The sequence below is a fragment of the Thiomicrorhabdus sediminis genome (genome assembly GCF_005885815.1).
In the GTDB taxonomy this organism is placed as follows: domain Bacteria; phylum Pseudomonadota; class Gammaproteobacteria; order Thiomicrospirales; family Thiomicrospiraceae; genus Thiomicrorhabdus; species Thiomicrorhabdus sediminis.
The window spans coordinates 1,242,103-1,254,697 of record NZ_CP040602.1 but is presented as its reverse complement, the minus strand read 5'-3'; the positions used below and the strand labels follow the sequence as shown (position 1 = coordinate 1,254,697).

Annotated in this window: 14 protein-coding genes; 11 read left to right on the top strand and 3 right to left on the bottom strand. The window is 44.5% G+C overall.

All coding sequences use genetic code 11. The annotated features are described in order from the left end of the window. The first annotated feature begins 8 nt into the window (after positions 1-8). From kdsA to FE785_RS05770, 3 genes are all read left to right on the top strand, one after another. Positions 9-848, top strand: a complete 840-nt coding sequence (gene kdsA / locus FE785_RS05780) for a 3-deoxy-8-phosphooctulonate synthase (protein ID WP_138564847.1) — start codon at positions 9-11, stop codon at positions 846-848. Positions 849-970: 122 nt separating this feature from the next. Beyond that, positions 971-2,251: a phosphopyruvate hydratase gene (gene eno, locus FE785_RS05775; protein ID WP_138564846.1), complete on the top strand. Its 1,281-nt coding sequence runs from the start codon at positions 971-973 to the stop codon at positions 2,249-2,251. A 63-nt stretch (positions 2,252-2,314) separates the two neighbouring features. Further along, positions 2,315-2,656: an FtsB family cell division protein gene (locus FE785_RS05770; protein WP_138564845.1), complete on the top strand. Its 342-nt coding sequence runs from the start codon at positions 2,315-2,317 to the stop codon at positions 2,654-2,656. Positions 2,657-2,704: 48 nt separating this feature from the next. On the opposite strand, the gene FE785_RS05765 is transcribed toward FE785_RS05770, so the two are convergent. Continuing rightward, complete coding sequence (locus tag FE785_RS05765; RefSeq protein WP_138564844.1) at positions 2,705-3,274, bottom strand: Smr/MutS family protein; 570 nt, start codon at positions 3,272-3,274, stop codon at positions 2,705-2,707. Positions 3,275-3,353: 79 nt separating this feature from the next. Here FE785_RS05765 and surE point away from each other — a divergent pair, with 79 nt between their 5' ends. From surE to FE785_RS05745, 4 genes are read left to right on the top strand one after another with little or no spacing between them, the layout of a single operon-like run. Next, positions 3,354-4,130 (top strand): 5'/3'-nucleotidase SurE, encoded by a 777-nt coding sequence (gene surE, locus FE785_RS05760; protein WP_138564843.1) that lies wholly within the window; start codon positions 3,354-3,356, stop codon positions 4,128-4,130. A gap of 55 nt (positions 4,131-4,185) precedes the next feature. Next, positions 4,186-4,863 carry a protein-L-isoaspartate(D-aspartate) O-methyltransferase gene (locus FE785_RS05755; RefSeq protein ID WP_238696218.1) on the top strand — a complete coding sequence of 226 codons (678 nt, stop codon included), beginning with the start codon at positions 4,186-4,188 and terminating at the stop codon, positions 4,861-4,863. Beyond that, positions 4,863-5,447, top strand: a complete 585-nt coding sequence (locus FE785_RS05750) for a YqaA family protein (RefSeq protein WP_138564842.1) — start codon at positions 4,863-4,865, stop codon at positions 5,445-5,447. Before FE785_RS05755 ends, FE785_RS05750 begins: the two co-directional genes overlap by 1 nt. A gap of 58 nt (positions 5,448-5,505) precedes the next feature. Further along, entirely contained in the window at positions 5,506-6,387 is an 882-nt protein-coding gene (locus FE785_RS05745; protein WP_138564841.1) for a M23 family metallopeptidase, read from the top strand. Between the two features lie 50 nt (positions 6,388-6,437). On the opposite strand, the gene FE785_RS05740 is transcribed toward FE785_RS05745, so the two are convergent. Together FE785_RS05740 and FE785_RS05735 are read right to left on the bottom strand one after the other, a co-directional pair. After that, entirely contained in the window at positions 6,438-6,812 is a 375-nt protein-coding gene (locus FE785_RS05740) for an Mth938-like domain-containing protein (RefSeq protein WP_138564840.1), read from the bottom strand. Positions 6,813-6,932: 120 nt separating this feature from the next. Next, a complete protein-coding gene (locus FE785_RS05735; RefSeq protein WP_138564839.1) occupies positions 6,933-7,163 on the bottom strand; it encodes a hypothetical protein in 231 nt (76 codons plus the stop codon). Between the two features lie 91 nt (positions 7,164-7,254). On the opposite strand from FE785_RS05735, the gene alaC reads away from it, so the two are divergent. From alaC to thrC, 4 genes are all read left to right on the top strand, one after another. Continuing rightward, positions 7,255-8,451, top strand: a complete 1,197-nt coding sequence (gene alaC, locus FE785_RS05730; RefSeq protein ID WP_138564838.1) for an alanine transaminase — start codon at positions 7,255-7,257, stop codon at positions 8,449-8,451. A 36-nt stretch (positions 8,452-8,487) separates the two neighbouring features. After that, positions 8,488-9,798 (top strand): homoserine dehydrogenase, encoded by a 1,311-nt coding sequence (locus tag FE785_RS05725; RefSeq protein ID WP_138564837.1) that lies wholly within the window; start codon positions 8,488-8,490, stop codon positions 9,796-9,798. 109 nt (positions 9,799-9,907) lie between these two features. Then, positions 9,908-10,957, top strand: a complete 1,050-nt coding sequence (locus FE785_RS05720) for a hypothetical protein (RefSeq protein ID WP_138564836.1) — start codon at positions 9,908-9,910, stop codon at positions 10,955-10,957. Positions 10,958-11,117: 160 nt separating this feature from the next. Further along, complete coding sequence (gene thrC, locus FE785_RS05715; RefSeq protein WP_138564835.1) at positions 11,118-12,593, top strand: threonine synthase; 1,476 nt, start codon at positions 11,118-11,120, stop codon at positions 12,591-12,593. The last annotated feature ends 2 nt before the right edge of the window (positions 12,594-12,595 follow it).

Below are 12,595 nucleotides of genomic sequence, written 5' to 3'. Positions count from 1 at the left end.
AATAAGCAATGAAATTATGTGGTTTTAATGTCGGAATTGATCAACCGTTTTTTTTGATTGCCGGTCCTTGTGTTATTGAATCTGAACAACTGGCGATTGATACTGCCGGTCAGCTAAAAGAGATGACCGAGAAGTTGGATATTCCTTTTATTTTCAAATCGTCATACGATAAGGCTAACCGTTCTTCTACCGCAAGTTTTCGTGGTTTAGGAATTGAAGAAGGCTTGCGTATTCTACAAAAAGTGAAGGATGAAGTCGGTGTGCCGGTATTAACCGATGTGCATGAAGATACCCCGTTGGATGAAGTTGCCTCGGTGGTTGATGTGATGCAGACCCCGGCGTTTTTGGTTCGTCAAACCAATTTCATTCAAAACGTCTGTCGCCAAGGTTTGCCGGTCAATATTAAAAAAGGCCAGTTCCAAGCGCCTTGGGATATGAATCAGGTAGTTGCTAAAGCCCGTGAAGTCGGTAACGACAACATTATGGTCTGCGATCGTGGTACATCATTCGGTTATAACACCTTGGTTTCCGATATGCGCGGTTTGGCGTCAATGCGTTCAACCGAATGCCCGGTAGTATTTGATGCAACGCATTCTGTGCAACAGCCTGGTGGACAAGGTACAACTTCAGGTGGTCAGCGAGAAATGGTTCCTGTGCTGGCCCGAGCTGCGATTGCAGCTGGAGTGTCAGGTGTGTTTATGGAAACGCACCCTGATCCTCAAAAAGCTCTAAGTGATGGGCCTAACATGTGGCCTTTAGGTCAGCTTGAACCGCTACTGGAAACGTTAAAAGCGTTGGACTCAGTAGTTAAAGAACGTGGATTTATCGAAGATAATTTCTCTCTTTAAACTCGGGCTGTAGCAAACGGCAAAACCGTTATCAGCAAGCAAAGCTAAGAATTTGTCATGGCGCTGTCATATAGGTGCCTTAAAATAAGATTATTCGTTTATAAAAGTTAATAGGAAAAAAAATGTCGTTGATTAAAGATATTAAAGCACGTCAAGTTATCGATTCACGTGGTAACCCGACAGTAGAAGCAGATGTGATTCTTGAAGATGGTTCTATGGGGCGTGGTATTTCACCTTCAGGTGCTTCAACCGGGTCTCGCGAAGCGATTGAATTGCGTGACGGTGATAAGTCAAAGTTCGGTGGTAAAGGTGTCCTTAACGCTGTTAACAATATCAATGGCGAAATCAAGCAAGCGCTTATCGGTATGGACGCGACTGATCAAGCAGCGATCGATAACAAAATGATTGAGCTTGATGGTACTCACAACAAAGCACGTTTGGGTGCGAACGCGATCTTGGCGGTGTCAATTGCCACAGCTCAAGCAGCAGCTAAGTCAAAAGGTTTGCCTTTATACGCTTACCTAAAAACTGATGATTACAAAATGCCGGTACCGATGATGAATATCATCAACGGTGGTGAGCACGCGGATAACTCAGTAGATTTCCAAGAGTTCATGATTATGCCGGTGGGTGCGCCTTCTATGTCTGAAGCAATCCGCTATGGCGCCGAAGTATTCCATGCGTTGAAAAAAGTATTGGCTGATAAAGGTTACAACACTGCGGTCGGTGATGAAGGTGGTTTTGCACCGGATCTTAAGTCTAACGAAGAAGCGCTACAGGTTATCCTAGAAGCGATTGAAGCGGCTGGCTACAAAGCTGGTGAAGATATTATGATCGCGATGGATGCCGCATCTTCTGAATTGTATAAAGATGGTGTTTATACGCTGGCTTCTGAAAACAAAACGCTGACTTCAGAACAGATGGTTGACCTATTGTCTGAGTGGGTAACCAACTACCCAATCATCTCTATCGAAGACGGTCTGGACGAGTCAGACTGGGATGGTTTCAAATACCAGACAGAAAAAGACGGTAAACGCCTACAGATCGTTGGTGATGATTTGTTCGTAACTAACCCTAAAATCTTGGCTGAAGGGATCGAGAAAGGTATCGCCAACTCTATCCTTATCAAAATCAACCAGATTGGTACTTTGACAGAAACTTTCGAAGCGATTGCGATGGCCAAGAAAGCCGGTTACACAGCTGTGGTTTCTCACCGTTCAGGTGAAACCGAAGATACAACCATTGCTGATATCGCGGTGGCAACAGGTTGTGGTCAGATCAAGACCGGTTCTATGTCACGTACAGACCGTATTGCTAAATACAATCAGTTGATCCGTATTGAAGAAGCGTTAGGTGACGCTGCGGTTTACCCTGGTAAATCAGCGTTTTATAACCTTAAGTAATTCTGGTTCTAGTTATTTATAACAATCAAAGGCTCTTTTGGAGCCTTGAGCAAGGAGTCTGATGTGAAAAAGATTTACCTCGCATTGGCATTGCTGATTGTTGTTTTACAAGCTCGCTTATTGTCCTCTGACGGAGGGCTAAGCGAGCTTTTTACTTTACAGAACCAATTAACCGAATTGGAAAGCTCTTTAACCGAACAGCGACTTCAGAACGCTAAACTTGCCGAAGAAGTCCATGAGTTGCAAAACAACCCGCAGGCGATTGAAACCATCGCCCGTCAAACTTTGGGTATGGTGAAAAAAGATGAGGTGTTTGTTAATGTGATCACGCTTAAACAGCCTGATCCCAATACAGATGAGTCTGTCATGGACGATTCGGCAACCAATTCAATCGCCACTCCTTAAATCGCCATTTCTTATACTTGTTTGTTGGCTTGTCTTTTATTGGTGGGTTTATTGCGCTTTAAGCAAAATATTTACCGCGCCACTACCGCCTTGTTTAGCTGGAGCGCTGTAAAATCCCAGAATAAACGGGGTTTGTCTGAGTATCTGATTGACCAGATTTTTTAAAACCGGAAAATTGTCTTCCGAGTTATAACCTTTACCGTGAATAATGCGAATATAACGTAATTCATAGCCATAGCATTGTTTAAGAAAGTCACGAATCTGTTTTTCTGCCAGTTCCACTGTCAAACCGTGTAAATCGAGTTCCGCCTGATTGGGATATTTGCCTTTTTTGAGTTTTTCAATTTCCTGTGCGCGTAATCCCGGTTGAAAATAACTTAAAGTGGCAAAATTGCCGACCGGTTGGCTGTCGATATCATGGTCTTTCTCGAAGCTGTCGCTATTGAATTTCGGTTGCAGTTGTTTTTGACGCAGTTTTCTAATCACTTGACGTTGTTGTGCTTTCAGTTGCTGAGCATTTTCTTGATGCTCCAAATATTGATTGCCGTTTTTGATCGGCTTTATATCTGACATTTCAGCCATGGCTTGTTGAAATAAAGATTTGTCGTGGTCTGTCATAGTGGAAACTTATATAATTGCACGAAATTCATCAAACACGGCTGGGTTATTGTCGTGGTCGAATAAGGTATTTTACACCATGAAAATTCTTCTCTCTAATGATGATGGCTATTTTGCCGGAGGCATTCAGTCATTGCTGCAGACATTTATCGATAAACTGGATTTTGAAAGACTGGATCTGGTTGCCCCGGAAAGAAACCGTAGCGCAGCAAGTAACTCGTTAACGCTATTGGAGCCATTGCGTTTAACTCAGCATGGCAATCACTGTAAGGACAAACGTTGTCAGGTTTATAGCGTTAACGGCACGCCGACCGATTGTGTGCATTTGGCGGTCAATGGTGCTTTGGGTTATCAGCCTGATATTGTTATTTCAGGAATCAATGCCGGTGCTAATATGGGCGATGATGTGCTTTATTCCGGTACGGTTGCGGCAGCCACCGAAGGGCGCTTTTTAGGTAAGCCTTCGATTGCTGTCTCCTTGTGTGGTGAGAAGCACTATGAAACTGCAGCGGCTGTGGTTATACAGTTTCTTCAGGCAATGGAGGATTTCAGTGTGCTGGAGGCACGTGATACGATTTTCAATATCAATGTACCGGATATTCCTTTAGAAGCACTCAAGGGTGTTAAGGTTACCCGTTTAGGGCATCGCCATCAGTCAGAGCCAGTTGTCAAACAGGTCGACCCGCGTGGTTTACCGATTTTTTGGATTGGGCCTGCCGGACCGGCCGCGGATGCTGGAGAGGGTACCGATTTCCATGCGGTTGAAAATGGTTATGCTTCAATAACACCATTAAAGATCGATTTAACCGATTATAAAATGTTGGAAAAGCTGCACCAGTCCGCTCTAAACCTATAGAATAGATGACAAAAATAATCCGTTGTAAAGCATAGTATAAAAATTAGAGGTTTGAGTGAATTATCCCAATAGCGCTTTTGAGTTGTACCAAGGTCTAGGTATGACTTCGCAGCGCACCCGAAATCGCTTGGTTGATAGATTAATTGAAAAAGGCATTAGCGACCCCCGCGTTTTAGACACCATTAAAGTGGTTCCACGGCATCTGTTTCTTGATGAAGCAATGGCCACGCGTTCCTATGAAGATACCGCTTTGCCGATAGGCTATGGGCAAACAATATCCCAGCCTTGGGTGGTTGCGAAAATGACGCAATGGTTGTTGCAAAGTGATCGTCCGGTAAGAAATGTGCTTGAGATAGGTACCGGTTCCGGTTACCAAACGGCGATATTGTCTTTATTGGTTGATAAGGTTTACAGTGTTGAACGTATTGAGGCCTTGTCGCAAAGAGCGCAGCAGGTGATTGGCAAGCTTGAGCTTAGCAATGTTGAATTTTCTATGAGTGATGGTCACTGGGGTTGGCCTGCAAAAGCGCCGTTTGATGCGATTATTTCCGCGGCATCACCGGCGGAGTTACCGCAAGAGTTGATTAATCAACTCAAGGTTGGCGGTCGTCTGGTAATGCCCATTGGTGAGCATGAACAAAAATTATACGGTTTCGAGAAAACATTGAATGGTTACAAGGAAACCTGTCTTGCCGAAGTCATGTTTGTACCGATGAAAACAGGGGTCGAATAATGAAGCTGTTTTCTCCGCTGTATGATTTATGTATGCGTTGGGCAAGACACCGTTTAGCGACCCGTTATTTGAGTGCGATGAGTTTTGCCGAATCGTCGTTTTTCCCGATTCCACCGGATGTTATGTTAATGCCAATGAGTTTGGCACGCCCGGAAAAGGCTTTCTATTATGCCTGGTTGACAACGCTGTTTTCTATTTTAGGTGGATTGTTGGGTTATGCCATCGGTCATTTTGCCATGGATGCCTTAATGCCGACCATTGAGTCGTTAGGTTATGAAGCGAAACTGCAAACCATCAATCAATGGTTTGAGGAGTACGGCGTTTGGATCGTGTTTATTGCCGGTTTTAGCCCGATTCCCTATAAATTGTTCACGATAAGCGCCGGTGCGGCATCAATGGCTTTGTTGCCGTTTATGATGGCTTCTTTTATTGGCCGTGGGGCACGTTTTTTTCTGGTTGCTGGATTGATGCGCTGGGGTGGCGAAAAGCTTGAGCATAAGGTGCGTCAATGGGTTGACTGGTTGGGTTGGCTTTTTGTGGCTTTAATTGCGATTTACATCGCATATAAAGCAGAGATTTTTTAATTGATTTGTTCAAATCATCTTATTAGGTAGATAACAGGGACTGAGAGTAGATAGTATTATGAAGTTAACTAAACCGCAAACACGAGTAATATATCTGGCAACCATGGTATTAGGCTTGAGTGCTTGTTCTTCGCCTTTAAAGTATGCTCCTCGTGATCATGGTGCGACTACTTCAAGTGCCCAAGCAAAGCCGTCGCAAGCTCAGGACTGTCAGGGCAGTTATCGTGTCCGTTCTGGAGATACCTTAAGTGAAATTGCGGTTAAGTGTGATATCTCAATGAGTCGGTTGGCTAAATACAATCAGCTACTTCCGCCTTATATTATCTATGTTAATCAGGAGCTATTGATTCCATCTGTTCAGGCATTGCAGACCTCTCCGGAACTGGTTGATGATAATGAAGATCCGGCAAATGATATTACAGGACAATCAAGGGTGCAGCCAGAACCGTTGCAGCCGAAAAACCAAGCGCCGATTAAACAAGCTAAGCAGTTAAGCCCGCCGAAAGAGGATAGTGCAAAAGCGATTGAGCGTCAGGATACACCGCAAGAGCGTGTTAAGATGGAGAAAAGCGGTAAGTGGGTCTGGCCGATGCATAAAGGTTTAGATTACCGTTATATCCGCGACCGCGCCGGACTTTCGGTGTTGGAAATCTATGGCTTACCTGGTCAAGACGTTAAGGCAGTAACATCTGGTAAGGTGGTGTATGCGGGTAATGGGATTGCCAATTTTGGTTGGATGTTGGTGATCAAGCATACTGATGAATATATGTCGATCTATGCCCACAACAGTGCTTTATTGGTTCGAGAAGGGGATATTGTCAAAAGTGGACAGGTGGTTGCGACCATGGGTGCTACCGGCAATACCAAGCGACCAAAACTTTATCTGGAAGCGCGTTATCAAGGGCGTAAGGTGGATATAAAGAAAATTCTCAAGCCCTGAAAAGGCTTCAATCAAAAGGCGCATTAAGCGCCTTTTTTTGTTGCTTGCGATTAGCTATTGAAAATCAAGGCGAGCACCACTTCACGATCTTCGGTGGTCAAAACATTGTAGGTACGACAAGCGGCATCATTGGCCATCACTTCAAGTCCGATACCTTGACTGGCGCAAAAAGCAAACCACTGCGCGGCGGGAAACTGCTGTTTGTCACCCGAGCCGAGAATAATGACCTCCGGCTTTTCCGCCAGCAGTTGTTCAAGCAGGCTTTGATCAAGCTGTTCGATAGCGTTACAAGGCCAATGCTGTTCGGTTTTATGCTGGGTAATATAGCAGCTGTGCGTGAATGTTAAATTGTTAACCTTGACCAAGCCGGGTTCATAATGCTTGATCGCATTGATATTGGAGTCACGGTGTTCGGTGAATTTCATCTGTAAACCTTTGTATCTGGGTAAGCGTGGTGAAAACGTCTCTCGCTATAGAGCCATATTATAACCGTTGCATTGCGCTATAACGCCAGATTCACCAAAACCTGTCTAAAAAGGGCTGTTTTATGGTGTTGTAAAGTCGGTTTTCAGTAATCGTTTTGCAATCACGAATAATGTTTTTAAAAGTGCAATAAAAGCCTCACCAAATAGGGTGAGTAAAATGTGCTGTCTAGTTGTGCCAAAGCCGTTAGTTTTAAAGCTCTGATGACCAGATTTCGATGGACGAAAAGCCACTGGTTGTTGTATCATTGTGCCTTTAATTATTTCCCTCTCAAAATTCAGATTTTGAGACATTGATTGACTCGACATCAAAGCCGATGTCAGCAAGTGCAAGAACATAACCCTGGACTCGTTTTCGATCCTCTATTTTAGAAGGCATAATTTCGTGGCTGACGATTTTCAAAGAATTAAAAGACTTCCTCCCTATGTATTTAATATTGTTGGTGAACTAAAGGCCGAGGCCCGTCGTCGTGGGGAAGACATTATTGATTTTGGGATGGGGAATCCAGATCAGGATACACCGAAACATATTGTCGATAAACTTATCGAAGTAGTTCAGCGTGAAGGGACACACCGTTACTCCGTATCTCAGGGTATTCCTCGTTTACGTAAAGCGATCTGTAACTGGTATAAAAACAAGTTCGATGTCGATTTGGACCCAGACAGCGAAGCGGTAGTCACTATCGGCTCCAAAGAAGGTTTGGCGCATTTGGCTCTGGCAACCGTGGATAAGGGCGATACCGTACTGGTACCTAATCCGGCATATCCAATCCACCCTTATGGCTTCGTTATTGCCGGTGCCGATATTCGTCACGTGCGCATGACACCGGATGTCGACTTTTTTGAAGAGTTGGAAAAGGCGATCAAGGATTCTTGGCCGAAGCCAAAAATGCTGGTATTGAACTTCCCGGGTAACCCGACGACCCAGACCGTTGATTTGGAATTTTTCGAAAAGGTGGTGGCTATCGCCAAAGAGCATGGAATCTGGGTTATCCACGATCTGGCTTATGCCGATATCGTTTTTGACGGCTATAAGGCGCCTTCGATTATGCAGGTAGAAGGTGCCAAGGATATCGCGGTTGAATTCTATACCTTATCAAAAAGTTACAATATGCCGGGTTGGCGTGTTGGCTTTATGGTCGGTAACCCAACTTTGGTTAACGCGCTTAAGCGCATGAAGTCTTATTTGGACTATGGAACCTTTACGCCTATTCAGGTTGCGGCGATTGCGGCACTGGAAGGGCCACAAGAGTGCGTACAGGAAATCTCCGATATGTATAAGGTTCGTCGTGACGTTTTATGTAACGGTTTAAACTCTATCGGTTGGCCGGTTGAACCGCCGAAAGCGACTATGTTTGTCTGGGCGCCGATTCCGCAAGAATACCGTCACTTGGGCTCTTTGGAATTCTCTAAAAAACTTTTAACCGAAGCTAAGGTAGCGGTTTCCCCAGGTATCGGTTTTGGTGATTATGGTGATGATCATGTCCGTTTCGGTCTGATTGAGAATGAACATCGTACCCGTCAGGCGATTCGTGGTATCCGCGATATGTTCCGCAAAGACGGTTTAATCAAACAAGATTGATTTATTTTAAAAACAAAGGTTTAGGAAAAGCAGTTAATGAACACAGTTAAGGTAGGCTTATTAGGATTAGGTACTGTTGGCGGCGGCACAGTTTCTATTTTGCAAAACACTATGGACGAAATTTCTCGTCGTCTTGGGCAAAATATTGAAGTGGTGATTATTGCAGTGCGTGATATTAATCGTGCACGTCCGGTAGACACGACAGGCATTACCATTACTGATAATACTGCCGAGGTGGTCAATCACCCTGATGTCGATATCGTTGTTGAGTTGATGGGCGGTACAACGCTTGCAAAAACCTTGCTGGAAACCGCAATTGAAAACGGCAAACACATTGTCACTGCCAACAAAGCATTGATTGCCGAGCATGGTAATGCGCTATTTAATAAAGCCAAAGAAAAAGGCGTGTTGATCGGTTACGAAGCCGCTGTCGCGGGTGGTATCCCGGTTATCAAGGCGGTTCGTGAAGGTTTGGCCGCCAATAAGATCGAATGGATTGCCGGGATTATCAACGGTACCGGTAACTATATCCTGACTGAAATGAAAAAACCGGGTGCGGATTTTGCACAGGTTTTAAAAGTGGCTCAGGAGCTGGGTTATGCCGAAGCCGACCCGACATTTGATGTTGAAGGCATCGATGCGGCACATAAGTTGACGATTCTGGCTTCTATCGCCTTTGGTATCGAGTTGCAGTTCAATAAGGTTTATACCGAAGGGATCAGTAAGGTCACCGCAGACGATATTCGTTATGCCAGCCTATTGGGTTATGAGATCAAGCACTTGGGTGTCGCAAGTCGTGCCGAAAACGGTTATTCACTGCGTGTTCACCCGACATTGGTGCCTAAGAATGTTTTGCTTGCCAATGTTAATGGCGTAATGAATGCAGTCATGGCAAAAGGTAATCATGTCGGGCCAACCATGTATTATGGTCCTGGTGCCGGTGCAGGGCCTACAGCGAGTGCGGTGGTTGCCGATATTATCGATGTGATCCGCTGGAAGAATCAGCCGCAGGCCGATCAGGTGCCGGCATTGGCTTTTGCTCAAGACAAATTAGAATCGGCTCCGGTGGTTTCGATTGATGAGGTTGAAGTCGGTTACTATCTGCGTTGCTACGCTAAGGATCATGCAGGTGTATTGGCGAAGATCAGTGCGATTTTGGCTGAATACGACATCAGTGTCGAGCATATGCACCAAGAACCGAGTGAAGGTAAGCCGGAAGAGGCGAATTTGGTAATGACTACCAGTCGTGTCAAAGAATCTATGATGAATCAAGCGCTACAAGCTTTGTCTTCGTTAGATGAGATCGATGGCGAAATCACTCGTATTCGAGTTGAAGATTTGGGCTAATTTCTTGCCAGCAAAGCTTGCCTGATTTTACAGGCTGGACAGGCGATAAAAGCCGGGGCTTACCCGGTTTTTTTATGAGCGTTTTATAATAAAACTAAGGGATAATATTGTGCAGCAGCGTGATGTATTGACTTTATGGATGCCGGATTTACTGCATCCGCAGCGCATTGCCGAAGCCGAGGAAGAGTTAAAAAAGTTGCGGCTTCCTGCTTTGCAGACATTATTAGCGCGCGCCGATAAATTTCCGGTCAAACCGCAAGATTTTTATGAGCAAGCCAGTTATCTGTTTCACCAAGCCGAAAGCTTGCCCATAGCCGTGTGCCGTGCGCTTGGTGATGATGTGATTAGTAGGTTGGATAGTGCTGAAGCGAGTCAATACTGGCTTTGTGTTGATCCGGTACAAATGATTCCCGACCGGGATAGTTTGGTGTTGATTCCAAATAGCGAATTGGCTGTGACTCGTCAGGAATCTTCAGCTTTGGTCACCAGCTTTAATGAGCACTTTGCCGAGGATGGTATCCGCCTGTTATTAGGGGATGATACGCATTGGTATCTTGCCATGCCGCAAGCGATTCGTTTGCAGACTACTGTGATTGATCATGTCGCTTTCAAACCAATCAATGAGTTTTATCCGCAAGGCAGCGCCGCACAATATTGGCGTCAATTGATCAATGAAACGCAAATGCTGTTTTTTAACCACCCGGTCAATGAGCAGCGTCGTTTACAGGGTATGGCGGAAATTAATAGCATTTGGGTCTGGGGTCAAGGTCAACTCGATACAACTCAGGTTAAGTTACGCAGCAATGCCGCGGTTTATGCTCAACAAAGTTTTTTTAAAGGTATGGCGAAAATCTGTCAAAGTGAATTTAATGCTGTGCCGCTGAATTTTCAGAATTGGCACAAATCCAGTCAGGCAAATGAGCACTTTTTTGTTTTCGATCAAATGTCAAGCCAATTGGATGGCTTGCAGTTATTAGAATGGGTTGCACTGCTGCAGCAGCTTGAAAAGGATTGGTTTGCGCCTTTGTTACAGGCACTTAAGTCCGGTCAGATTAAAGAGGTTTTGCTTGATATCGGCGCGCAGTACCGTTATCACTGTCAAAGCACGCATCTGAAACGTTTTTGGCGAATGAAAAAGTCATTGCATAAAATGCATTAGATAACGACTCTGTTTTTGTGATGTAAACAACTTGATCGGCGTTGTAAATGCTTCAAATAGCGCAATTTCACGGTGAATTCTGTATAATTCGCGCTATTATTCGATTTAAATCAAACGACTATGCCGATAGCGCATATATTTGGGATTTGTAAGGTTTATTATGAAATTTATTGAAACTCGCGGTAATGATGGTCAAAGACCGCAATCAATTACTTTTTCTCAGGCTATTCTGAGTCCAATGTCTTCTTTTGGTGGTATTTATTCACCGCAAGCTTTACCGAGTTTCGATTTGGATTTTCTGCGCCAGCATCAAGATTCAAGCTATAAGGCGTTAGCGAAAACATTGTTGGGTATGTGTAATGTCGATATCGATGAGTCCGTTATCGATGAGGCGTTAAACCTCTATGACAAGTTTGATGACCCGACAAACCCGGTACCCGTTGAGAAGGTTTATGACGATCTTTTTGTCAGTGAGCTGTATCACGGACCCACACGTGCATTTAAGGATATGGCGCTTCAGCCTTTTGGTTTGGTTTTGTCATCGGTTGCTCAGGCGCGTAATGAAAAGTACCTGATTTTGGCGGCAACCAGTGGTGATACAGGCCCGGCGGCGCTGGAAACCTTCAAGAATCGTGATAATGTTCAGGTTGCTTGTATGTATCCGGACGGTGGTACTTCTGATGTGCAGCGTCTGCAGATGGTGACTGAGGATGCGAGCAACCTCAAGGTTATCGGTATTCATGGTGATTTCGATGACGCCCAATCCGCGCTGAAACGACTATTGACTTCTGATTCGTTTAACCAGAGTTTAAAGCAGCACAATATCTCCTTATCTGCAGCAAACTCGGTGAATTTCGGTCGTATTATTTTCCAGATCATATATCACATCTACAGCTATCTACAGTTGGCTAAGCAGGGTGCGATCAATATTGGTGACAAGGTTTATTTGAATGTACCAAGCGGAAACTTCGGTAACGCCTTAGGGGGTTACTATGCAATGAAAATGGGCTTGCCTGTCGAGCAGATCCATATCGCATCGAATGCCAATAATGTATTAACGCGCTTTATCAATACCGGTATTTATGATATTCGTGATGCGCAAGTCATTCAAACCACATCGCCGGCAATGGATATTCTGAAGTCATCGAATGTTGAGCGTATCCTGTTCGATATGTTTGGTGCGCAGCGCACTAAGGAGTTGATGCTACAACTTGATGAAGAAAAGTTCTATCAGCTAAGCGACGCTGAATTGGCGCAGTTGCAGCAGGTTTTCGCTGCAGACTTCTGTTCAGATGAAGAGGGTATCGACTATATCAAGTCGGCATTCGATGTCGGTTATCTAATGTGCCCGCACACAGCGACCTGTTTCAAGGCTTATGATACTTGTCGAAAAAATAAGTCATTGAAGACCATCGCTTATTCGACGGCAGAATGGACGAAATTCTCTACAATTGTCGCTTATGCTTTGACCGATACAAAGTATGAAACCGACCTTGAAGCATTGCAAGTTATTGTCGAAAAAGCCAATGTAGTGATGCCGCAAATGATTGCCGATCTGTTCAATAAGCCGATCACTCAGAAAGCGATTATCGATAAAGCCGATATCGAAGCCGAGATTTTAGGTTTTATTGAATAAAA